The sequence below is a fragment of the Bacillus bruguierae genome (genome assembly GCF_037104725.1).
GTDB lineage: Bacteria > Bacillota > Bacilli > Bacillales > Bacillaceae_G > Bacillus_A > Bacillus_A bruguierae.
Map to the genome: position 1 here is coordinate 87,024 of NZ_JBAWSX010000014.1, position 22,887 is coordinate 109,910.

Consider the following 22,887-nt stretch of genomic DNA (forward strand, 5'->3'; position numbering starts at 1 on the left):
TTGAACATGAATGAAAATATACGTATGGCCCTTTCCTCCATCTTCGCTCATAAAATGCGTTCTATTTTAACAATGCTTGGAATTATTATTGGAGTAAGTGCGATTATTACCATTATCTCTATTGGTGATGGAACAAATGCTAAATTCCGTGAACAAATCGGGAAAGAAAAGACAGATCAGTTTACAGTAAACTATAGCACAGAAGATATTGCAGATATGGACGGTAAAATTTCAGCGAGTATGTATGACAATGTCTTAAAAATTCCTGGTGTTCAAGATGTTTATCCTGATGTTGGAAGCAAAGCGAAAGTATATGCAGGAAAAAAAGACTTAGATATTGATGTAACTGGTGCTAAAGGTGATTACTTTGATGATTCTTCTAAATTTCGACTTGAACACGGCAGATTTTTAACAAGTGCTGATTTAGATAAACCTGGACATACGATTGTATTAAGCAAAGGTGCCTTTAATAAATTATTCTCTTCCTGGGAATCAAATTTATATGTAGATATAAAGGGTACTCCTTATAAGGTAGTCGGCGTATACTCTAAGAAAGGAGGGATGGGGGGTATCACCGAATTAAAAGAAGGTATCATCTCTGCTGAAAACTGGCCTGTTTTATTTGGAAAAAATAAGTATGATGGCATCACAGTAAAAATCGCTCCTGGTCAAGATAAGCAAGCTGTACAAGATGCAGTTGTAAAATCATTAAACGATGCTAAAAAACCAGAGCAAACAGGAAAATTCAAAGTACCAGATCCACAAGAAGTGCTAAAAGAAATTGATAACTTCACAGGTATCTTAAAAAGTGTATTCGGTGGTATTGCAGCCATTTCATTATTAGTTGGTGGTATCGGTGTTATGAACATCATGCTTGTATCCGTCACAGAGCGTACACGTGAAATCGGAGTCCGTAAAGCACTCGGTGCAACGCGCGGAAAAGTATTAACACAATTTCTTATTGAATCTTGTATTTTAACAGCATTAGGCGGTTTGATCGGGTTTATGCTCGGTATCTTTTTTGCATGGGTCGTATCGATATTTGCTGAATGGCCATTCGTTGTCTCAGTGAAATTAGGCTTAATCTCGGTCGGACTATCCATGTTAATCGGTATTGCATTCGGCTTACTTCCAGCAAATAAAGCGGCGAAGCTAGATCCGATTGAATGCTTGCGATATGAATAATAAAAAAGGTTGCTAAATATGGCAACCTTTTTTTCTACAGATATATGAAAAACAAAACCTAACTTACTATTAAAAAAGAAAGAAAATTTTAAAAATGTAAATAACTTGTAATATTCTTTTTAATAACAAAGAATTATAATTAATTGATGCAGGGGCTAAATTAGCCCCCATTATTGATGAAGGAGCATATAAAATGGATGAAAAAACGGATTTACGTGAAAATAAGCATAAAAAAAGCTATAAAAAGCTAAAAATTACAATGTTCATTATTGTCTTGTTTTTAATTTGCGGTGGAGGTTACGCTTGGTTTTTAGTAAATAAAGCTTCTTCCGCTGTTCAAAATGCCTCTCAAAATTTAGAACGTGGTGAAAAGTCTGAATTACGCGAACAAGCGGTTAAACCCGTTTCCAATAACGTATCTGTGTTAATTATGGGAATTGATGAAAATCAAGGGCGTGAAAAAGAGTATTCTGGTGCATTTCATCCAGACGCACTGTTACTTGCAACGTTTAATAAAGATAATAAAACAGTAAAACTAGTAAGTATTCCGCGTGATACATACACATACATTCCAGTAGAGAAGAAAAAAGATAAAATTACAAACTCATATTCACTCGGGGTTGCAAAAAATGGAAAAGACAGTGGGCCTCAATCTACGATCGAATCAGTAGAAAAACTCTTCAACGTTCCGGTCGATTATTTTGTGAGGTTTAATTTTAAATCTTTCATAAAAGTTGTCAACGATTTAGATGGAATTGACTTAGATGTACCTGTTACATTTACAGAACAAGATAGTAACGATACAGCTGATGCGATTCATCTCAATAAGGGGTATCAACATCTAAATGGAGAACAAGCTCTTGCGCTAGCAAGAACGCGTAAAATTGATAGCGATGCGATGCGCGGCCAACGTCAACAACTTGTCATTGAAGCGATTGTTAAAAAACTAGCAAGTGCTGGATCCATCACAAAAGTAGGAAAAATTATTGATGATATTAATGGGGAATTTAAAACAAACTTCTCATTTGACGATATGTTATCATTCTACAAATATGGTATAAATTCTTCAATTGGAAAACTTCAACTAGCCGGGGAAGACTGCTATATGGCAGAGGATAAAGTTTGTAAACCTACTTCCGCTCCGAAACACACGTATTATTACATGCCTGATCAAAAAAACATAGCTGACATCTCAAAGCAGCTCCGCGAACATCTTGGGCTCCCTGCTGATACAAAACCTGTAATGCAAGATAAAGATACTGATGCAGATAAAAAACAAAACCAAGAGCTTAAACAACAAGCGCCAAAGAAGATAACTACTAACGAAACAAATGACAATTAATGCAAAAAGATAAGTCCTATGAAAATAGGGCTTATCTTTTTATAAATGCATAAAGTGAAACTTCCGTCAGTGGGGGTTTTCTTCATCCCCACTGACGGAAAGCCCTCACCTATCTTCTTTACTTCTCTCTGAATCTTGAGGCGGGGGTCTTACTGCCCACAAATAGCAGGGTAAAATTTCGCTATTTTATACATATGTTCCCTCTAGTCAAACATTTAATCGTTTGAAAATAAGAAGACTACCTCAGCTTTCAAGGTAGTCTCTGTGTATTTTATGAATTTTTCCCTTTACAACATCTATTATTTTTTACCATTTGTTCTGTTTGCAATTTCAATAGCACGGTCTGTTGCTTTCGCTGCATCATCTAATGCTTGTTTACTATCTGTTCCACCATACATTGCTTCTAGTGATTTTACAACCGCATCACGTGATTCAGGAAATACACTAATTAATGCTCCTTGTGTCGCTGGTAATGCTTTTGTAGACTGAAGTTGATTAACTGTTACTTTCAACTGTGGATATTTCTCATATTGTTCTTTTACTAATGGTTCATTATACGCAGCTGGTGTAATAGCGAAATACCCTGTTTGTGTATGCCATTTCGCTTGTACATCTGGCTTAGTTAAATACTTCATGAAATCCCATGCGCCTTGTTGTGTCTCTTTTCCAACCATATTTGTCATCCATAATGATGCCCCGCCAATTACAACACCTTTTGAATCTACGCCATCTGGATGAGGAATATATGCAACACCTACATCAAATTTGGATGTATCAATGATATTACGAACACCAGCAGAAGAATCTAAATACATCGCCACTTGTCCAGATTGAAATGCTGCCCGCATACCATCCCAATCATTACCGTATTTTCCAAGTTCCCCACTTTTATTTAAGTTATTAAGCATTGTGAACACTTTTTGTCCTTCTTTACTATTAAATAATGCTTTTTCAGCCGAACCTTTACGGCCATTCTCATTGTCTACATACAAGCCGCCTTGCGTTGCCAATAATTCTTCAAAGAACCAGCCATAGTTTAACATAGAGAAGCCGTATTGCTTAGTTGTATTCCCTTCTTTTATTGTCAATTTCTTCGCAGCTTCTTCTAGTTCTGAATATGTGCTAGGTGCTTTTTCAGGATCTAAACCTGCTTTCTTAAATGCATCCTTGTTATAGATTAATACAGGTGTAGATGAGTTAAATGGCATAGAATACATTTTGCCATTTACTGAATAATAGTTTGTAATAGCTTTTTCTAATTTCGATGTATCATACTTATCTTTGTCAATCCACTCTTGTACAGGCGTAATTTTTTTACTATCAATCATATATTTAGTTGTAATTTCACTGGATTGTACTACCGCTGGCACCTCTTTAGATGTAGCTGTACTACGAAATTTTGTTAATAATTCCTCGTATGTGCCTTCAAATTCAGGTTTAATTTCATACTTATCTTGGGACTGATTATATTCTGCTGCAAGTGCATCTAATTTCTTTTGTAGATCTCCGCTCATTGCGTGCCAAAAACGTATAACAACTTTATTTCCATTTTTTTCAACAGGTGCTGTTTCAGCTTTTTCTTGTGAAGAATTTTTAACTGAAGTTTGCGAACTTGAACATGCTGCTACTGACATTGCCATTGCCACTGCTGTAAGTAATAAAGAGCCTTTTTTTACTAACTTCATGTTTTTATCCACCTTTTCTCATTTTTTTAACATTATTTAATCGCACCTTTTGCCAATCCTTGTTGTAATTGTTTTTGGCCTAAAAATAACAATATCAATGTTGGAAGAATCACAATTGTAATGCCAGCCATAACACCTCCCCAATCATTTGCTACTTCTTGTGTCTGCAATTGTTTAATCCCAATTTGTACTGTACGAGCTGTTGCATCATTCGTTACGAGAAGTGGCCACAAATACATGTTCCAAGTTGTTAAAAATCCGTACACCCCTAACGTAATAAAGCTCGTTTTACAATACGGAACGACTACTTTAAAAAGGAATCCAAAATGACCAACACCTTCAATTAATGACGCTTCCCGAAGCTCATGCGGAATTGTAAGGAAATGTTGTCTTAATAAGAAAATTCCAAAAGCCATTGCAAAAAATGGTACTGTTAACCCCATCAAAGTATTTGTCCATCCAAATTGCTGAACCAATAAGAAATTTGGAATCATTGTTGCTTCCCATGGAATAAGCATCGTTGAGATAAATAAGAAAAAAATTGCATTCCTTCCTTTAAATCGTAAAAACACAAACGCGTATGCTGCTAAACTAGATACAATAAGTTGTCCGATCATAACAGTTGTTGAAACGATAAAACTATTTCTCAAATATAAAAGCAATGGTACTTTCTCAAAAATATGAACAAAATTATTAAAAGTGAAATTCGTTGGAAAAAGATGACGCATTTGGATATCATCAGGTGTCATAAATCCGATTGAAACTGCATATAACACTGGAAAGAATACAAGTATTGCACTAAGAAAAAGTAATATGTATAACAATACTTTCCGTCTCCATGTGTAACTCATTGGTAATGCACCTTTCTTTCCGTAAATTTAAACTGAAGTATTGTTGCAATAAAGATAAAAATAAACAACACGATAGCTTGAGCGCTTGCCGTACCAAACTGGTAATTCACAAATGCTTCTTTATAAATTGAATAAACAATTAAATTCGTTGCATTGTTTGGACCACCCTTTGTTAAAATATCGATTTGTCCAAAGCTTTGAACTGCATTGATAAGCGTAACAGTTGCTATAAAGAATAAAGTTGGTGATAACATGGGCAATGTCACTTTACGAAGCTTATAAAAGTAAGATGCACCATCAATTGATGCACTTTCATAAAGTGTCGTATCAATATTTTGCAAGCCTCCTAGAATTACTAAAAATGAAAAGCCAATATTCATCCAAATCGTTGGAATAGATACCGAGATTAATGCCCATTTTTGGCTTATTAACCATTCAATTGTAGGTAGATGAAGAATACCTAGTATATTATTAAATACACCAACACTTGGATGAAATAAAAATAACCAAATCACCGCACTTGCGGCCACAGAAATTCCCATTGTGGAAGAAAAAAGTACACGGAAAACGCCAATCCCTCGTAACTTTTCATTCGCTAGCAATGCTAGAAATAAAGAAATGCATATGCTAGCCGGAACAGTATATAAAGTAAATAAACACGTTGATTTTATACTTTGATAAAAAGAAGGATCCGTTAATAAATATTGATAGTTTTCTAGACCTACAAAGACACTTGCTTCACCCTGGGCGTTCGTTAAATGAAAGCTATAAAATAGCGTTTTAATCAACGGGTAAAACAAAAATACCGAAAATAAAATAAGTGATGGAGTCAAAAATAGAAAAGCTATACGTAAATCTGATGTTCGATTCCATACATTCAGTTTTCTTATACTTTGCTGCTTTGTTAAAGATTTCGTCGCATCTATCATGTTATAGCCACCCCTTGCTCACTATGAAATAATAATGATTCTAATGTAGATTGTTCAAAGAAGTGCAGCTTATCTACTTGAAACTGTACATGTACAATTTCATCTCGTTTACACTTCAATTGTCCAGTCACTTTAGCACTCCACATGTGATTGTCTACTAGAAAGTTAACAATTGATTCGTTTCCTAATACTTCAACAGATTGTACAATAACAGGCTGCCCCTGCTCGCCAATACTAATATATTCGGGCCTTATACCGATACGTACATCTGTATGCTGCAATTGACTAACTAACGAATCTATAAGCGGAATACGTAAAGATCCTACATGAGCAGTATTTTGCGTCATATCAATTTGACAATTAGCAACATTCATAGAGGGAGAACCAATAAAAGTAGCAACAAACTCATTTTTTGGCTCGTTATATATATCAAGCGGTGTTCCTACTTGTTGGATTTCGCCATTATTTAATACCATCATACGATCTCCCATTGTCATCGCTTCGATTTGATCATGTGTTACATAAATCATTGTAATGCCAAGACGCTGTTGAATATCTCGAATTTCCATGCGCATTTGTGCCCTCAGTTTTGCGTCAAGGTTAGATAACGGTTCATCCATAAGACAGATCGGTGCTTGACTGACAATTGCTCGCGCGAGTGCTACACGCTGACGCTGTCCTCCTGATAATTCTCTCGGTTTCGCCTTTAAATATGAAGTTAATCCAACTAGTTGAGCCGCTTCAATTAAACGTTTTCTCTGTTCCGCTTTCTCTATTTTTCGTACCTTTAAGCCAAATAAAATATTTTCTTCTACTGTAAGATGCGGATATAAAGCATAGTTTTGAAACACCATTGATAAGTGACGCTCTTTCGGCTGCAAGTCATTTGAAACAATTTCATCGATTAAAAGATGGCCTGATGAAATATTTTCTAACCCAGCAATCATTCGAAGTAATGTACTTTTCCCACATCCTGAAGGGCCTACTAGAACAAAAAACTCTCCTTTTTGAATCTGAACAGAAACATCTTGTACTGCTTTTTGATTTGAGTTTTCATATGTTTTACATACGTTTCGCAAAGTAATCATGTTATAACCCTCTCTTATTCCCAAATATTAAAGAGCGAAAAATCAGTCTATTTTCACAAAAATAAATAACACCTACTTACATATATAGGTCATCATTCACGCACAATACATAGACACCTTTTATGATCTCTTATTGATTGTGAATGGCACTATTCTATGCAAGCGGGTGTTCTCAAAGTATCTCTGCCCATACATTCTCACAAGTATTATTTTTTTATCGAAGTTTGTTTCCTTTTGATATTTTTACTATAACCTTTAATTATTAAGGGATTTTTAACCATATGTGAAATTAAAGTAAATAATTTACTATTCAAGGACAATCTGTCATTATCGGAATTTCCTCTTCATAAAAAAAGCTTTTGAAAAAGAAATTCCGCGAACGGAAATTCTTCTCCAAAAGCAAAATAGGTATATTACAACAGCATATCCATCCACATTTTTTCCCGACATTCGCTCCAATTGACGAAACAAGTAAACTTAAAGGCAGGGCGCTTATGTTCACTCTTCCCCCCTATGCCACACCAATACTTGTTAAAAGTTTAAAAGGAATTGAATTTAAATAAACAAGTTTACATTTCCTTCAGACGCATCCGCTAAATACGTTGCAACTCCTGCAAATTCGACATTTCCCATAATTTCTTCTTCTTTTAGTCCTAACAAGTCCACTGTCATTTGGCAAGCGACAAGTTTCACTCCTTGTTTTTTCGCCAGATCAATTAAATCTGGCAATGGCATTGCGTTATGTTTTTTCATCACGTTCTTAATCATTTTTGGTCCCATACCAGCAAAATTCATTTTCGATAATCCCATCTTATCTGCACCGCGCGGCATCATCTTTCCAAACATTTTCTCTAAAAATGGTTTCTTTGTTTTTACATTTTCATCTTTACGAAGCGCATTCAATCCCCAAAATGTATGAAAAATCGTTACTTCTTGATCATACGCTGCTGCACCATTTGCGATAATATACGCTGCCATCGCTTTATCATAATCCCCGCTAAACAACACAATTGTTGTTTTTTTCTTTTGTTCCATATTGACTCCTCCCGTCACTACACATACCCGTATAGGTAATTTAAAAATCCGTACAAAGTCCTTTCGCAAATGAAAGGACTTTGTACCTTTTGTTCATCTATTTAACAGTTACTCTGTTTCCCCTTCCCAAGCTAACATGCCGCCGTTCATATTGATCACTTGGAAACCATAGCTTTCTAAAAACTGAACCGCTCGTGAGCTTCTCCCACCAGAATGACATACAATTACATACTCTTTATTTTTATCTAACTCATGCATACGAAACTCTAATAAACGAAGTGGAATATGAAGTGCTTTTGGAATTTTCCCTTCTGCAACTTCTTCTACCTCACGTACATCAATAATATTTACAGCTTCATTACTCATGAGTTTATGTTCTAATTCTTTCGCAGTCATTTCTTTCATTTTCCTACATCCTCCTTAACTCCAAGCGTTCATACCACCTGAAACATTTACAATATGTTTAAATCCCATTTTCTTTAAAATTTTTGTTGCTTGTTTACTTCTCATTCCACTCTGACAAATGACGATTACTTCTTTACTTTTATCTAAACTACTTGCTTGTTGTACGAGTTCATTTAGTGGCATATTTCGAAAACCTTGGATATGGTTGCCTCTAAATTCCCCTGGTGTACGAACATCAATCAATTGCTTATTCTTTTTCTTTATTTCGTCTTTTAGTTCTTTCCCGCTTATATTTTTTACTCCCTTAACAGGTAACAAACGAGAAATAATAAACAAAGAAATCAATGCAATCAAAACGCTGTTCCATACTACATTCATATCCATGCCCTCCATGTTCTTACGCTTTTTGAATCCAAAACTTCAAAACCCCATCTTCTTCAACATGTTGTAATACTTCATGTCCACCTGTTTGTGCCCATGCTGGAATATCTTTTATCGCACCTTTATCTGTTAAATGAACTTCTAGCACTTCTCCAGTTTGCAAAGCATCCATCGCTTTTTTTGTTCTTACAATTGGCATTGGGCATGCTAATCCTTTTACGTCTAATACTTGTTTTCCATTCATTTTATATACCTCCAATAGTATGTTTCATAATAAAGTGAAACTTTAATCAGTGGGGGTTTTCCTCATCCCCCACTGATTATTAGTTGAACCAATCGGGCTTTTACGGACAGTTATTCCCCACCTATCTTCTTCGATTCTCTTCCAATCTTGAGGTGGAGGTCTTACTGTCCGTTAATGCGGGATAAAAAATAACTAAAATTTATTCATGTATTGCATAGAGATTAGCTCTACATACATATACCTGTATGGGTATATGAAAATCGTTTTTAAAATCTGCCAAAAAAATTGACAGATTATCTACTTTTTACAAGTAATTGTACAGCCTCTTTAATTACATCTTCATTAGACGTATCGCCTTTTTCAAATTGCTCGCGAAGGCATTTTTCTAAGTTCGTTCCGACAATTAATCCAACCGTACGATCCATCGCAGAGCGCGATGCCGTCAATTGTGTAATTACTTCTTTACAATCTTTTCCCTCTTCCATCATACGAAGTACACCGCGAATTTGTCCTTCAATTCGCTTCAAACGATTTTTCATATCTTGACCATATTCCAATGTATGAGCACCTCCATGCTTTCACTTATTTTATGTTAAAGATTATACCCTGCTTGGTATTTTGTAAACCTCTTTTTAATTTTTGTAATAACGCCCTATCAAAATTGACAGGACGTTATTCATATTCATGCGCAACGCGGTTTGGTAGCACCGCCCTATATAGTTTAAACCCACCGTCGACATTTTTTACTTCATACCCGTTTTCCATTAAAATACGTGCCGCTACATACCCTCTCATACCTAGTTGACACGTAATATAAATTTCTTGATCTGTTGGAATCTCATGTAATCGATCACGCAATTCATCTAATGGAATATTTACAGATCCTTTTATAATTCCTTGTTTTAATTCATGCGGTTCTCGGACATCAATTAAATACCCGCCTTTTTCAACGATATGATCAATTTCATGCCACCCTACTATATCAACAAGTCCTTCAATAATATTGCTTGCAACATACCCCACCATATTTACAGGATCTTTAGCAGAAGAATACGGCGGAGCGTATGACAATTCTAAATCAGGTAAATCCATTACCTTCAATTTTCCTTTCATTGCAGTTGCAATGACATCGATTCGTTTGTCTACACCAACCTGACCTACGGCTTGCGCTCCGTAAATTTCTCCTGTTTCTTTATTAAAGATGAGCTTTAATAAAACCGGATACGCGTTCGGATAATACCCCGCATGAGAGTTTGCTTGTACGTGAACTACCTCATAGGGCAAATCTAAACGTTGTAATACTTTTTCATTCACCCCTGTTGAAGCGACTGTTAACTCAAACACTTTTGCAATGGATGTACCCATCGTTCCTTTATATATAGAATCTGCATGGCCATGAATAATATCTGCTAATAGACGACCTTGACGATTTGCCGGTGATGCAAGTGGAATCATTGTTTCTGTTTCCGTCACAAAATCTTTTACTTCAATCGCATCTCCAATCGCATATATAGATGGATCAGAAGTTTGCAGCGTTTCATTTACTTTAATCGTATTTCGAACTCCTAGTTCCAGTCCTGCCTCTTTTGCCAAGCTGCTTTCAGGTTGTACACCGATAGAAAGAATGATCATATCTGTATGAATTTTTGTACCGCTTTTCAGACGAATAACCGTTCCTTCTTCTTCAAAAGCTTCTACCCCATCTTCTAAAATGAGCTGAACGCCATGTTTTGTCATATGCTCATGTACATATGCAGCCATTTCATAATCAATCGGCGGCATGACTTGATTGTTCATTTCCACAAGTGTTACATCAAGGCCTCTTTCTCTCAAGTTCTCAGCCATTTCAACGCCGATAAAGCCTCCGCCAATTACAGTCGCATGACGTGGTTTATTTTCATCAATATATCCTTTTATACGATCTGTATCCGGTACATTTCGTAATGTAAATAACGCTTTCGCTGCCTCAATTCCTGGAATTGGTGGAACCATCGGCTTAGAACCTGGTGAAAGAATTAAAACATCATAAGATTCTTCGTAAGTTTCATTGGTAACTACATTTTTCACCACGATTGTTTTTTCTTCTTTATTAATTTTTATTACTTCACTTAAAATGCGAATATCTAAGTTAAAGCGCTTGGACATTTTCTCTACTGTTTGCACTAACAACTTTTGTCTTTCTTGAATAACTCCGCCAATATAATATGGCAGTCCGCAGTTTGCAAACGAAATATACTCTCCGCGCTCAAACATAATAATTTCATCATCTTCACTTAAACGACGTAAACGTGCTGCAACTGATGCTCCGCCAGCAACTCCGCCAACTACAACAATTTTTCTACTCATTCTTTTTCTCCTCCTTACTCATACCCGTATAGGTATATAATAAACATAAAAAAACAATAGCGCAACATTTTAAACTTAATATCTCTATTTGTTCACAAAATCGAAACGAATAAATAATCTAAACTTTCGTAACATTCCGTTCATATTCCGTTCATATTCTTATTTTAAAATCTTCTTGAAGATAATAAGAGGAGGTTATATATGTGATCCATAAACTTGCTCGCTTCATTAGTAGTCCGAAGGGTGCCAAAATCATTTTAATCGCTTGGATTCTTGCTATTTTCGTTTTAAGTCTTATCGCACCAGGGGCCAAAAAGTACGCAACAAGCAGCGGTGAAGGAAGCATACATGAGGATACGCCGTCTGCTGTAGCCCAAAAGATATTAGACGATCAATTTCCATCCAAAGATGGAGCAGTCGCCTTACTTGTTTTTCATGGAAAAGACGCAATCACTGAGGCCGAGCGCGCAAAAATCTCAGAAATTAGCAAATGGCTTTCCTCAGATGATAAACCGAAAAATGTCGCAGGCGCCTTACCATTTCACCAACTCCCCAAAGCCACACAAGATAAAATGTTCTCCAAAGATAATACAACCATTCTTTTAAATGTTGCCCTGACAAAAGATTTAGAATCAGATCAAATTTATGAGACATTAGAGCAAATTCGAAAACATGTAAAACAAATGGATATCGGAGACTTAAAGCTTGAGATCACAGGTCCAGCTGGAATTGCAGCAGATACAATTACGCTGTTCAAAAATGCTGACTTCGTATTAATGTTTGCAACAATAGGATTAATTCTCATTATATTAATCATCATTTATCGCTCCCCATTGCTCGCTGTCATTCCATTAATCATTGCCGGTATCGTATATCAAGTAGTCGATCGCATTTTAGGATTAGCAGGCCAAAATGGATGGTTCGTTGTCGAGAAACAAGCTCTTTCCATTATGATGATTCTACTCTTTGCAGTTTTGACGGATTATTGTTTATTCATCTTAGCTCGTTATAAAGAAGAGTTAAAAAAGGTGAATTCGAAGTACGATGCGATGCAAACCGCATTAACGCAAGTAATGGAACCTATTCTATTCAGCGGCGGAACAGTGCTGGTCGCGATGCTTACATTGTTCTTTGCTGTTTTTAAACCGTATCATCACTTTGCCCCAGTATTTTCAGTTGCCATGGTGTTCATTCTTCTTGGAGGCATTACACTCATTCCAGCTCTATTTGCACTAGTAGGCCGAAAAGCATTTTGGCCTTTCATTCCAAAACTAGCTGAAAAAGAAGAAAAGCTGGGCGGCTTCTGGACAAATGTAGGCACTTTTGTAAAGAAAAAACCTTCCATCACAGCAGTTATATTGTTCATTATGCTCATTCTTGCCTCGCTGAATGTTGGATCTATGAAATATTCATTTAATTTAATGAAGTCATTTCCGAATGACATTTCATCGCGGCAAGGTTTTGAAATTTTAGAGGAAAACTTTCCACCAGGACAACTAGCACCTGTAACTGTCATTTTAAAATCAGACAAGGAAATTGTATTAGACCAATCCTTTCTTGATAAATTAGCTTCATTATCAAACGCAATTAAAAAACTAGATGGGATAAACACCGTCACACCGGAAATCACCTCAGGATTAGCGGCACCCAATTCGAACTTACCAAAAAATTTCTTATCGGATGAAAAACGTGCCATCAAGCTGCAATTGACTTTACAAGACAACCCTTATGATCAAGCAGCTTTAAATATAATCCGTGCACTGCGAGAAAACAGTAACAGTTTGTTAACGAAGAGCGGCTTTGATTCCCAGCAATATTCCTTGCATTATAGCGGGCAAACCCCGCAGCAATTAGATGTGCAATCTTTAAACCAAAAAGATACAATCGTGACGTTCTCGCTCATTTCCCTTTTTATTCTTATTATGCTGACATACCAATCACGATCTATCATTATAGCGTTAACAATGATGATAACAATGCTACTTTCTTATTTAGCGACGCTAGGGCTAGGTTGGATAATCTTTCATTATATTTTAGGATACGACTCAATTAGCTATCGTCTCCCTGTCTACACCTTTATGTTTCTCATTGCATTAGGGGTCGACTACAATATTATGCTCGTATCCCGAATCAAAGAAGAGGCTCAAAAATATGAATGGAAAGAAGCTGTGGCACGTGGTGTTGCTTTAACAGGGGGCGTCATTTCCTCAGCTGGTATTATACTCGCAGCTACATTCTGCGTGCTCATTACACAACCACTCCAAGAACTCTTTCTGTTTGGTTTAACAATGACAATGGGGATTTTAATTGATACGTTCCTTGTTCGCGGTATGCTGCTCCCTTCGATTTTGATTTTTTTCAAACCAAGCCGTTCCAAGCATATTTCTTCACTTCCAACGGATTTAAAATAATTGTTCAAAATGAAAAGTGTGCGACCTGGCACACTTTTCGTTTTCATAAAGTCGATACTGCCCGAAACAGAAATGTAAACGGAAGCGGATTAGGTCTTTCGATTGTACAAAAAGTCGTTGATTTCCACAGCGGAACAATAACTGTCGATAGTGAACTTGGAAAAGGCACGACATTTTCTATTTACCTTCCGAAACAAGAAGCGGCAAAATAACCTGCACAATATACAGAAATAAAAAAGAAGATAATGCTCTATATAATAGAGAGTTATCTTCTTTTTCTCTTTTAATGACCTTTTCCAATGCCCTGGCAAGTGGCAGAAAAAGGCCCTGATTGCTTCTATATAAGTCCATATTAATTTTTCAACAGATAAGTCGTTGCTATGAATCATAAAAAGTGATGTGCTACTTGTTTGCTCGCTTTGTTTTAACATTACCCGTGGCAAAAAGGGCCCTGACCGCTCCAAGCATGGCCAGACGCTCTCGCCCATCTAAAAAAAAGTGGTTTTTATGTTGGTTTTTCAATTTGCATTTATATATAAATTACAAACTCGTCTTTTGTAACCTTCTGTTCATATTCCGTTCATATTTCCTCTTTATGATAAGAACATAGAACGAAACAAGGAGGAACGAGCCTAATGTTTTTAGCACTTAAAGAATTAAAACAATCGAAATTACGTTACGGATTAATCGGTACAATCATGATGTTATTATCATTTCTTGTACTTATCATATCAGGTCTAGCAAATGGTTTATCTCATGATAATGCCTCTTCTATTATCGAAATGAAAGCAAACAAATTTATATTATCAGATGATGCAGATGGTAAATTGCTACGCTCTCAAATTAAGAAAGAAGATGTAGATAAAGTATTAGCACAAGTTGATGCAAAAGATGCAGTTCCAATGCACATTAAAGTGTCAACCTTTGAAAAAGAAGGAACTTCAAATAAAGTTGATGTTGCTATTTTCTCAAGCAAACAAGATTCATTCATTGCTCCAAAAGTAATTGAAGGAAAAAATGGGACGTTAGAAAACAATGAAGTTGTCGCTGATGAATCAATTAAAGAAAAAGGAATCAAACTTGGAGATGAACTAGTAGATCCTATTTCTAAAAAAGCTTTCAAAGTTGTCGGATTCTCGCAAAATCAAATGTTTAGTCACACACCAGTTATTCACATGAATGAAAATGTATGGGACACTATTGCACTGTCAAATCAAAAAGATTACAGTGTAATTGCTCTAAATACTGATAAAAAAATTGATAACGCAAAAGTTGTTGATAAAAAAGAAGTACTACAAAGTATTCCAGGTTATAAAGAAGAACAAGGAACATTAACGATGATTATCGCGTTTTTACTTGTCATTTCAGCATTGTTAATTGGTGTTTTCTTCTATGTCATTACATTACAAAAAACACATCAATTAGGTGTATTAAAAGCAATCGGAACGAAAAACTCATATTTAGCAAATACTTTAGTTGTACAATCTATATTCTTATCTGGCGTTGCTCTTATTATCGGCATTGGCTTAATCTTTGCGGTGGAGGCTATTTTACCAGCTAGTATGCCGTTCTTATTAACAACAACAACAATCCTGCAATACACAGGTATCTTTATCTTAATTAGTATATTCGGTACACTCATTTCTCTATATCAAGTATTAAAAGTAGATGCATTAGAAGCAATCGGAGGTGGCATGTAATGGTAACGGAAGTACAATGGGATAACCCAGCGTCATTATTGAAGCTCGATCAAGTAAGCAAAGTATATGGCGAAGGAGAAACGGAAGTAACTGCCCTGCACCCTATTACGTTAGATGTAAAAGAGGGCGAATTTATCGGTATTGTTGGCCCATCTGGTTCAGGAAAAAGTACATTGCTTTCCATTGCAGGTGCACTTCTCTCTCCTTCAAAAGGAAACATTTATATTTCTGATCAAAACATAACAAGCTTATCAGAAAAGGAAATGACAGATATTCGCTTACGAAAAATCGGATTTATATTTCAATTCGCAAATCTCGTACCTTTCTTAACGGTAAAAGAACAACTTCTATATATCGCTAAGTTAAAGGGAGAAGATAAAAAAGAAGCTAGTAAGTTTGCGGAACAATTACTGAAAACATTCGGATTAGGACATCGAATGAATCATTATCCAAATCAACTTTCAGGCGGAGAAAAACAACGTGTAGCTATCGCTCGTGCGTTTATGAATAATCCAGACTTAATTTTAGCAGACGAGCCGACTGCTAGCCTTGATTCAAAACGTGCAAGAGAAGTCGTTGAATTAATGAAACAAGAAGTAAAGAAAAATAAAAAAGCAGCGATTATGATTACACACGATGAAAAAATGCTTGATGTATGCGATCGAATTTTAACACTTCGCGACGGAAAATTATTACGAGAAAACGAAGTGTAAACAATAGTAGTCTAAAAAAACTTTCTTATCCCTATTTACATAGGGAATAAGAAAGTTTTTTCTTTATTCACAAGTACCTCTTCATTTTTTGTTTACAACATAATACAATTTAAATATAATAATGCCGCCAATTTCATATGTAATATTGCGTTCATATTCTATTCATAATTCCCATGTAACATGATTTATATAAGGAACATGACAGTTAGAAAGGAATGATGAACGTGTTGGCATCTGCTATTACATGTATTACAGCTGCACTCATTTTTTATACAATTGGCGTATGGAGTGAAAAATTCCAAAAGACATTAAAACCTTGGCATGTCGTCATTTTTTGGCTCGGCCTCGTCTGTGATACACTCGGAACGACATTAATGGAAAAAATGGCAGAAGCAGGTTCCCTGTTCAGTTTCCACGGAATCACAGGTCTAGCAGCAATTTTACTCATGTTATTCCATGCTGTTTGGGCAACAATTGTATTAATCAAAAAAGATACAAAAATGATGACAACATTCCACAAGCTAAGTGTTATCGTCTGGTTCATTTGGCTGATCCCATATATTTCTGGTCTTATATACGGAATGACAAACCACTAATAATCGCAGCCTACTATCCAAAAATAAACATTGCTAATGCTACCTAGGAGGTATATGATGAAAAAGTTATATAATGCAGCATTCACTTATTTAATTATTGGCCTATTATCAGGTGTATTCGCGAGAGAATATTCAAAAGCGCAAGGAATTCAAGGTACGACTTCGCTATACAAGTTGCACACACATGTGCTAGTTCTTGGATTTATATTCTTCTTACTTGCCTTAGCTCTATCGAAATTATTTGCAGTCCATGAGGAAAAAAGTTTTAACATGTGGTTCATCGTCTATAATTTAGGATTAGTTTTAACAGTTGGTTCAATGGCGACCCGCGGACTTCTTCAACTCAATGGAACTGATTTTAAAGGATTAAGTCATATTGCTGGAATGTCTCATACGATCATTGGTATCGCTCTCGTTTGGTTTATGATTCTATTAAAAAAATCGTTCAAAGGATAAAAGGAGGTCAAACATGAACTTAGCTGTTCTATCGAGTATTGTTGCTCTTTGTATGGCTGTTGGAATGATGTTCCTTCGCTTAAAATCAGCAAAGAAACCTGTAACACTGAAAAAAATTATACTCCCGCCATTTTTTATGAGTACGGGAGCATGCATGTACATCTTGCCAGAATTTCGCTTAACATCAACTGAAATTATAGAAGCAGTTATCGTTGGTTTATTTTTCTCTATTTTTCTTATTAAAACATCAAAATTTGAAATACGCGGAAAAGACATCTTTTTAATACCTTCTAAAGCGTTTATCTTTATTTTAGTCGGTTTACTTGCTGTCCGCATCGGTATGAAAGAATATTTAAGTCAATCAATTGATTTAGGACAATTAAGCGGTATGTTCTTCTTACTTGCCTTTGCGATGATCGTCTCTTGGAGAATTGGCATGTACCGTTCGTTTATGAAATTACAAAAAGAAATGAACTTTATAAGCAAGAGTATTTAATCATATAAAAAAGCCCGATATTGTATCGGGCTTTTTTTATTAAAAACCTTACTTTTTTTAAATGGGCGAGAGCAGCTGGCCTTGCATAGAAGCGGTCAGGACCTTTTTCTGCCACGTGCAAAGTTTAAAACAAAGGGAGAAAGCGAGTAGCAACGACTTATATCAGTCTCAAAAATTAGAAGTCTGTTTTTCTTCCACTAGATCATATGCTACTTTCTGCACTTTTGAAGCACTTGATTTTTCAAGTGCATTTTGTAATCCTACTAACATCAAATTAGCAGCAACGACTGTTAAAGAGAAAAAGACAATTGGAACGAGAGCAATCCAAGGGTGAACAGAAAGCATATGAAACGTATCTCCAATTAACCCAGACCATTCAAATGATAACGTTCGCGGCGGTTCTTTTGCAGGACTGTGATCAATAACTGTTCCGCCAAAGAACATCTTCAATACTCCTAAATGCGCCAAAACGAGAAGAACTTTATTGAATTGCTGAACTAATAAGATGACTAATGTAGAGCGAAGCTGCGGGAATATATGTTTACGTAAAATATGAAATTTTGATCCGCCTAATACAGAAGCAGCTTCCACAAACTCTGTTGTGAATAGTTTTTTTACTTCGTTCGCTACATAAAAAGACGTTGTAGGAAGTGCAAGAATGGTAAGAATAAACATTTCAAAAAGAGCACGTTGATAAAACGGCTGCTGAAATCCATCTATCGGCATCGACATCACATTTACTAGCAAGAAGTACGCTATAATCGTCAGCGGCATAATCGTAAAACTATCAAAAAACGCTTCAATCTTACTGCTCCAGCTTTTCAGAAACGTACCGATTCCGACGCCAAACACAATTGCAAATCCGACCTGAAGCATGGCAATACAAGCCGATAAACCAATGGTAAACTTTGCACCTTGTATAATGACATGAAGTAAATCATATCCATGCATATCAGTACCTAGCAAAAAATGAGTAGATGGGGGAAATGGCGGCGCTCCAATCAGGTTCCCGTTCTCATAAAGGGCCGTCACTTGCCTAATTTGCCCATCATTGAAGATCGTATTCGCAATACTAGCAAGTAACAGTATGATTAAAAACAAGAAACTAAACAAAAATTGCTTTTCTCGTACAAGATGTTTGATCACCTACACTCCTCTCCTCTCATAACAGCAGGTACAAATAAATCGTACGCTTTGTAAATAATGAAAAACGGAATGTATAACAATAAAAGTGTCACAACGAACACTTCTGGAAACGGATATTTCAAAACAAAATACACAATACCAGGAACATTAAACAAAGATTCAATCATCAACAGATTAGAAAACATAAACCATACAATCGTCTTTGAATAATGGAACATCGTAAACAACACATTGCGGAGCACATGATGACGAAATATGTGATAGAAATTCAAACCTTTCGCATGAGCATACGCAATATAATCTTTTTGTAGCTCTGCTTCTACTTGCAGCAGGAAAATACGAGTTAACATAATCGTGGGGGGAATACTTAAACAAACAACAGGCATCAAAATGGACTTCTTCTGCCATGTAGTGGCAATATTAAACACCATAATATCCGTTTTTTGAAATAACCACAGCACCAAAATTTGAAAACACATAATAATGAACAAATCAGGTACTGATTCTAATATAACTAACACAAACTTCATTCTTTTCAATTTCTCATAGAAAAAGCGAATAATCAGATAGGTAAAACAAAAAGCACATACAACCGAAATGAAAAGTGCCAGCATAAATAACCACAAAGACTGCCAATAAAACTCAAAAATTTGCGGAAATATCGGCCGTAAACCTTTCCCATACGTCAAATGAGAAAAATCTAATAGCTTTTTACATAAATACCCAAGAGCTTTGAAATAATTACTTATATCAATTTCCATTCCTTTAAACAAACTCGGTAGTGAACTCAAACAAAGAATACCAGCTACAGCTAGAATGAGTTGCATAATCGCCGTGGTTATTTTTAGGATTGTGATTGTTTTCATACTCCCCGCCCCTCCTATATATCTTACCCTTCCAAAAATTACTATATAAATTCTATCAATATTTAACTGAATATTCAATAAAATCAAGATACACAAAATTAAATATACCGTAACTACTCAGTCACTCTATGAAAAACCGATAGAAAAGCATTTTTTAAGTGATCGAGAGGGACTGGCTATGTATAGTAGCGGTCAGGGCCTTTTCCTGCTACGTGCAAAGTTTGAAAACAAAGAAAGGCAGCGAGATGTATGTCCAAGATTTATAAAAAAGAAGTTCCTTTTTTCTGAAAAATGCATATAAACGCGATATAAATAATAAAAATTCAAAAAGGATCTTATATTTCCTTAATTTATTCCTTTCCATCTACATTAATCATTTATTATAACAGATTTCACGTCTAAAATAAGATGTTTCTACAAAGCAAAATATAAGTATCTTTATAATAATTTTCCAATATAATCAATGTGTTAATCAAAAGAACTCTGTATTATTTTTGCTTTTCTACTAACTAATACAGCTTCAAACAATGGACACAATTGCTACATGCCAAGTGTAATTTATTATCTATTCAAGATTCTGTTTATTCAATCTTTCTAAAAACAAAAAAATATTAAATTCATAAATATACAAGTTATAATGAGGGCGTCGAGAGATAATCTATTACCTCCGGAGAAAATATCAAACCTGGTTATGGCGCAAAAATTCTAAAGACCTTGCAAGTAATCTTCTAAAATTGGACATACTGATACGATTACTTTACAAAAGGTGTACGATCAGAAGGAAAATTTATTTCACATAAAAATGAAAGCGCTATCAGATGGAGCATATGTTAAATTGGTCATTCTAATAACTTAGATTCAACTGTAATTAAAAATAATAAATTATGGGGGTGCTTATATGAACATGAATGTAGCATCTATTAAAGAAAAAAAGGTTGTTAAATACAAAAGTTGTTTTGATGTGATTGGACCAGTAATGATAGGTCCTTCAAGTTCACATACTGCAGGTGCTTTAGCTATTGGAGCAGTTGCCAATAAATTATTTCAAGGTCTTCCAAAAAAAGTCGTGGTAAAGTATTATGAATCATTTGCTGAAACCCATAAAGGACACGGAACTGATTTTGCAATTATTGCTGGGATATTAGGATTTGCTACCGATGACAGCAGAGTGCCAGATGCTATTAAAATAGCAGAATCTAAAGGAATGGACATTACCTTTATTGAAAAAGCAGGTGATAGTCCTGCTGGTCATCCAAATACGGCAGATCTATATTTAGAGGATGAAAGTCGAAGTATTAGAACGATGGGTATTTCGGTCGGCGGCGGATTAATTGAAGTCAAACATGTTGAAATTGACGGATTTAGCTTAGATCTGCAGGGGCCATTGCCAGTTATTATTACGATTTCCGAAAGAGCTGACTTTGAATTTGTCTTACGCAGGATCTTTAAACAATATGATGTGGAAATTAACGACTTTCATAGTTTAGAAGAAAACGGAAAATATTTATACGCATTCGCTTTGGATTCGCTATTACCTGGTGATGCTCAGAAGGAACTTAGAAGTTTAAGCAGTATAGCTAATATCATTATTCTTTAGTTACATTAAGGGGTGAAAAATATGTATATGTCCATAAAAGAAATTGTAGATGCAGCTAATAAAAAGCAAAAGCCAATTTATGAATTAGCAATCGGACAGGAAATTGAACAAACTAAAACTTCTTATGAAGAAGTTTGGAGCAAAATGGAAAAAAATTTAGCAACTATGGAAAATTCCATAAATAAAAGTATTGAGGGCGACGGGGTATTTTCTCCGACCGGTTTAACCGGAGGCGATGCTGTTAAAATAAAAAAATATCGAGAAAAAGGAAAAACTCTTTCTGGAGATTTGATGGTGTTAGGGATTCAAAGTGCTATCGGTGTTAATGAAGTAAATGCTTCATTAGGGGCTATTTGTGCAACTCCAACAGCAGGTGCGAGCGGGACGATCCCGGGAGTCCTATTTAGTATAAAGGATACGTTACAGTTAAGTCATGAAGATATGATCCATTTTCTATTCACTTCAGCGTTATTTGGAACGATTGTCGCAAATAACGCTTGTATTTCTGGAGCGTACGGAGGATGTCAAGCTGAAGTAGGCAGTGCCTCAGCAATGGCGGCTGCAGCGGCGGTAGAAGCTGCCGGAGGAACAGCGCAGCAATCTTCTGAAGCTTTCTCAACCGCATTACAAAATTTACTCGGTTTAGTTTGTGATCCGGTTGCTGGTTTGGTAGAAATTCCTTGTGTAAAGAGAAACGCCATTGGAACAGCAAATGCTTTAGCAGCAGCGGACATCGCATTAGCCGGCGTAAACAATATCATCAATGCTGACGAAGTTATTGAAGCGATGTATAGAGTTGGAAGACAGATGCCTCGCGAATTAAGAGAGACAGGTTTAGGCGGAGTTGCGGTCACACCTACAGGGATTGCCATTAAAAGTAAAATTTTTGGAGAGAAACAATTAAATAGATAAACAATTATCAGAAATATTGTGAAATACTTAACAATCCTATTCTCTATTGTTCTCCTAAGGATGCCTGTATATTGAGAGCCATTATTACTAAAATATACTACTATGCAATTAAAATGTTTTGTGAACGCTAACAAATCCATCAGGTTGATGACTAGCGAATATGTGGCACACCTTGGAAGCAATTCATTTTTCAAGAATAGTCTATATTCCTAAGCCTTAAAAAGAGACGTAAGAATAAGATACAAGGAGGAATTACTATATGAATGGAAATACTGCAAAAACAATAGAATTTCAAGCTGAAAATACTGCAGTAAAAAATGAGAAATATCCAGATCCTAAAAAGTGGCATAAACAGGATACTACCTGGGCATTGAGCCTTTTTGGAACAGCAATTGGAGCAGGAGTACTCTTTTTACCTATTAATGCAGGTGCAGGTGGTTTATTATCATTACTGTTAATTACCGTACTTGCATATCCTGTAATGTATTACTCACATAGGGCGC

The 22,887-nt window shown here is 35.7% G+C and carries 22 protein-coding genes and 2 pseudogenes; 12 read left to right on the forward strand and 12 right to left on the reverse strand.

The genetic code is table 11. The features are described from left to right. Both WAZ07_RS19980 and WAZ07_RS19985 read left to right on the forward strand, forming a co-directional pair. Window positions 1–1,185 carry an ABC transporter permease gene (locus WAZ07_RS19980; RefSeq protein ID WP_336473833.1) on the forward strand — a complete coding sequence of 395 codons (1,185 nt, stop codon included), beginning with the start codon at window positions 1–3 and terminating at the stop codon, window positions 1,183–1,185. Between the two features lie 193 nt (window positions 1,186–1,378). After that, the gene (locus WAZ07_RS19985) at window positions 1,379–2,527 is read left to right on the forward strand and encodes an LCP family protein (protein WP_336473834.1); all 1,149 of its coding nucleotides are present in this window, start codon (window positions 1,379–1,381) and stop codon (window positions 2,525–2,527) included. A 299-nt stretch (window positions 2,528–2,826) separates the two neighbouring features. Here the strand turns inward: WAZ07_RS19985 and WAZ07_RS19990 are convergent, their stop codons facing one another. From WAZ07_RS19990 to cdr, 10 genes are all read right to left on the reverse strand, one after another. Further along, complete coding sequence (locus tag WAZ07_RS19990; protein ID WP_336473835.1) at window positions 2,827–4,212, reverse strand: ABC transporter substrate-binding protein; 1,386 nt, start codon at window positions 4,210–4,212, stop codon at window positions 2,827–2,829. Between the two features lie 32 nt (window positions 4,213–4,244). Then, on the reverse strand, window positions 4,245–5,063 hold the full coding sequence (locus WAZ07_RS19995; protein ID WP_336473836.1) for a carbohydrate ABC transporter permease: 819 nt from the start codon (window positions 5,061–5,063) through the stop codon (window positions 4,245–4,247). Further along, on the reverse strand, window positions 5,060–5,992 hold the full coding sequence (locus WAZ07_RS20000; protein WP_336473837.1) for a carbohydrate ABC transporter permease: 933 nt from the start codon (window positions 5,990–5,992) through the stop codon (window positions 5,060–5,062). Before WAZ07_RS20000 ends, WAZ07_RS19995 begins: the two co-directional genes overlap by 4 nt. Continuing rightward, window positions 5,989–7,080: an ABC transporter ATP-binding protein gene (locus WAZ07_RS20005; RefSeq protein ID WP_336473838.1), complete on the reverse strand. Its 1,092-nt coding sequence runs from the start codon at window positions 7,078–7,080 to the stop codon at window positions 5,989–5,991. The genes WAZ07_RS20000 and WAZ07_RS20005 overlap by 4 nt, the downstream gene beginning before the upstream one ends. Window positions 7,081–7,635: 555 nt before the next feature. Beyond that, window positions 7,636–8,115 carry a DsrE/DsrF/DrsH-like family protein gene (locus WAZ07_RS20010; RefSeq protein ID WP_336473839.1) on the reverse strand — a complete coding sequence of 160 codons (480 nt, stop codon included), beginning with the start codon at window positions 8,113–8,115 and terminating at the stop codon, window positions 7,636–7,638. Window positions 8,116–8,223: 108 nt separating this feature from the next. Next, window positions 8,224–8,520: a rhodanese-like domain-containing protein gene (locus WAZ07_RS20015; RefSeq protein ID WP_336473840.1), complete on the reverse strand. Its 297-nt coding sequence runs from the start codon at window positions 8,518–8,520 to the stop codon at window positions 8,224–8,226. A gap of 15 nt (window positions 8,521–8,535) precedes the next feature. Beyond that, window positions 8,536–8,904: a rhodanese-like domain-containing protein gene (locus tag WAZ07_RS20020; protein ID WP_413788923.1), complete on the reverse strand. Its 369-nt coding sequence runs from the start codon at window positions 8,902–8,904 to the stop codon at window positions 8,536–8,538. Between the two features lie 13 nt (window positions 8,905–8,917). Further along, window positions 8,918–9,145, reverse strand: a complete 228-nt coding sequence (locus WAZ07_RS20025; RefSeq protein WP_336473842.1) for a sulfurtransferase TusA family protein — start codon at window positions 9,143–9,145, stop codon at window positions 8,918–8,920. A 293-nt stretch (window positions 9,146–9,438) separates the two neighbouring features. Then, complete coding sequence (locus WAZ07_RS20030; RefSeq protein ID WP_336473843.1) at window positions 9,439–9,702, reverse strand: metal-sensitive transcriptional regulator; 264 nt, start codon at window positions 9,700–9,702, stop codon at window positions 9,439–9,441. 115 nt (window positions 9,703–9,817) lie between these two features. Continuing rightward, window positions 9,818–11,491, reverse strand: coding sequence for a CoA-disulfide reductase (gene cdr / locus WAZ07_RS20035; RefSeq protein ID WP_336473844.1), 1,674 nt, complete (start codon window positions 11,489–11,491; stop codon window positions 9,818–9,820). A 203-nt stretch (window positions 11,492–11,694) separates the two neighbouring features. Here cdr and WAZ07_RS20040 point away from each other — a divergent pair, with 203 nt between their 5' ends. The 7 genes and pseudogenes from WAZ07_RS20040 (at window position 11,695) to WAZ07_RS20070 (ending at window position 17,863) form a co-directional block, all read left to right on the forward strand. Next, entirely contained in the window at window positions 11,695–13,902 is a 2,208-nt protein-coding gene (locus WAZ07_RS20040) for an MMPL family transporter (RefSeq protein ID WP_336473845.1), read from the forward strand. A gap of 38 nt (window positions 13,903–13,940) precedes the next feature. Beyond that, window positions 13,941–14,114 (forward strand): annotated as a pseudogene (locus WAZ07_RS20045) (ATP-binding protein); the annotation flags it as partial. Window positions 14,115–14,537: 423 nt separating this feature from the next. Further along, entirely contained in the window at window positions 14,538–15,602 is a 1,065-nt protein-coding gene (locus tag WAZ07_RS20050; RefSeq protein ID WP_336473846.1) for an ABC transporter permease, read from the forward strand. After that, entirely contained in the window at window positions 15,602–16,315 is a 714-nt protein-coding gene (locus WAZ07_RS20055; RefSeq protein WP_336473847.1) for an ABC transporter ATP-binding protein, read from the forward strand. Before WAZ07_RS20050 ends, WAZ07_RS20055 begins: the two co-directional genes overlap by 1 nt. Window positions 16,316–16,539: 224 nt before the next feature. Further along, entirely contained in the window at window positions 16,540–16,911 is a 372-nt protein-coding gene (locus WAZ07_RS20060; RefSeq protein WP_090919997.1) for an HsmA family protein, read from the forward strand. Window positions 16,912–16,968: 57 nt separating this feature from the next. Beyond that, window positions 16,969–17,367 (forward strand): DUF2871 domain-containing protein, encoded by a 399-nt coding sequence (locus tag WAZ07_RS20065; RefSeq protein ID WP_336473860.1) that lies wholly within the window; start codon window positions 16,969–16,971, stop codon window positions 17,365–17,367. A 13-nt stretch (window positions 17,368–17,380) separates the two neighbouring features. Beyond that, window positions 17,381–17,863: a CcdC family protein gene (locus WAZ07_RS20070; protein ID WP_336473848.1), complete on the forward strand. Its 483-nt coding sequence runs from the start codon at window positions 17,381–17,383 to the stop codon at window positions 17,861–17,863. A gap of 168 nt (window positions 17,864–18,031) precedes the next feature. On the opposite strand, the gene WAZ07_RS20075 is transcribed toward WAZ07_RS20070, so the two are convergent. Together WAZ07_RS20075 and WAZ07_RS20080 are read right to left on the reverse strand one after the other, a co-directional pair. Then, a complete protein-coding gene (locus WAZ07_RS20075) occupies window positions 18,032–19,009 on the reverse strand; it encodes an ABC transporter permease (protein ID WP_336473849.1) in 978 nt (325 codons plus the stop codon). Beyond that, window positions 19,006–19,875, reverse strand: a complete 870-nt coding sequence (locus WAZ07_RS20080; protein ID WP_336473850.1) for an ABC transporter permease subunit — start codon at window positions 19,873–19,875, stop codon at window positions 19,006–19,008. Before WAZ07_RS20080 ends, WAZ07_RS20075 begins: the two co-directional genes overlap by 4 nt. Window positions 19,876–20,773: 898 nt before the next feature. On the opposite strand from WAZ07_RS20080, the gene sdaAB reads away from it, so the two are divergent. From sdaAB to WAZ07_RS20095, 3 genes and pseudogenes are all read left to right on the forward strand, one after another. Further along, a complete protein-coding gene (gene sdaAB / locus WAZ07_RS20085; protein ID WP_336473851.1) occupies window positions 20,774–21,472 on the forward strand; it encodes an L-serine ammonia-lyase, iron-sulfur-dependent subunit beta in 699 nt (232 codons plus the stop codon). 21 nt (window positions 21,473–21,493) lie between these two features. Continuing rightward, complete coding sequence (gene sdaAA / locus WAZ07_RS20090) at window positions 21,494–22,384, forward strand: L-serine ammonia-lyase, iron-sulfur-dependent, subunit alpha (protein ID WP_336473852.1); 891 nt, start codon at window positions 21,494–21,496, stop codon at window positions 22,382–22,384. Window positions 22,385–22,643: 259 nt separating this feature from the next. Further along, window positions 22,644–22,887 (forward strand): annotated as a pseudogene (locus tag WAZ07_RS20095) (septum formation initiator); the annotation flags it as partial.

Coding starts and splice junctions, on each gene's coding strand:
- WAZ07_RS19995 (WP_336473836.1), bottom strand. CDS start 5,063: ATGAGTTACACATGGAGACGGAAAGTATTGTTATACATATTACTTTTT.
- WAZ07_RS20000 (WP_336473837.1), bottom strand. CDS start 5,992: ATGATAGATGCGACGAAATCTTTAACAAAGCAGCAAAGTATAAGAAAA.
- WAZ07_RS20080 (WP_336473850.1), bottom strand. CDS start 19,875: ATGAAAACAATCACAATCCTAAAAATAACCACGGCGATTATGCAACTC.
- WAZ07_RS19985 (WP_336473834.1), top strand. CDS start 1,379: ATGGATGAAAAAACGGATTTACGTGAAAATAAGCATAAAAAAAGCTAT.
- WAZ07_RS20020 (WP_413788923.1), bottom strand. CDS start 8,904: ATGGATATGAATGTAGTATGGAACAGCGTTTTGATTGCATTGATTTCT.
- cdr (WP_336473844.1), bottom strand. CDS start 11,491: ATGAGTAGAAAAATTGTTGTAGTTGGCGGAGTTGCTGGCGGAGCATCA.
- sdaAA (WP_336473852.1), top strand. CDS start 21,494: ATGTATATGTCCATAAAAGAAATTGTAGATGCAGCTAATAAAAAGCAA.
- WAZ07_RS20050 (WP_336473846.1), top strand. CDS start 14,538: ATGTTTTTAGCACTTAAAGAATTAAAACAATCGAAATTACGTTACGGA.
- WAZ07_RS20065 (WP_336473860.1), top strand. CDS start 16,969: ATGAAAAAGTTATATAATGCAGCATTCACTTATTTAATTATTGGCCTA.
- WAZ07_RS20070 (WP_336473848.1), top strand. CDS start 17,381: ATGAACTTAGCTGTTCTATCGAGTATTGTTGCTCTTTGTATGGCTGTT.
- WAZ07_RS20010 (WP_336473839.1), bottom strand. CDS start 8,115: ATGGAACAAAAGAAAAAAACAACAATTGTGTTGTTTAGCGGGGATTAT.
- WAZ07_RS20025 (WP_336473842.1), bottom strand. CDS start 9,145: ATGAATGGAAAACAAGTATTAGACGTAAAAGGATTAGCATGCCCAATG.
- WAZ07_RS20015 (WP_336473840.1), bottom strand. CDS start 8,520: ATGAAAGAAATGACTGCGAAAGAATTAGAACATAAACTCATGAGTAAT.
- WAZ07_RS19990 (WP_336473835.1), bottom strand. CDS start 4,212: ATGAAGTTAGTAAAAAAAGGCTCTTTATTACTTACAGCAGTGGCAATG.
- sdaAB (WP_336473851.1), top strand. CDS start 20,774: ATGAACATGAATGTAGCATCTATTAAAGAAAAAAAGGTTGTTAAATAC.
- WAZ07_RS20005 (WP_336473838.1), bottom strand. CDS start 7,080: ATGATTACTTTGCGAAACGTATGTAAAACATATGAAAACTCAAATCAA.
- WAZ07_RS20055 (WP_336473847.1), top strand. CDS start 15,602: ATGGTAACGGAAGTACAATGGGATAACCCAGCGTCATTATTGAAGCTC.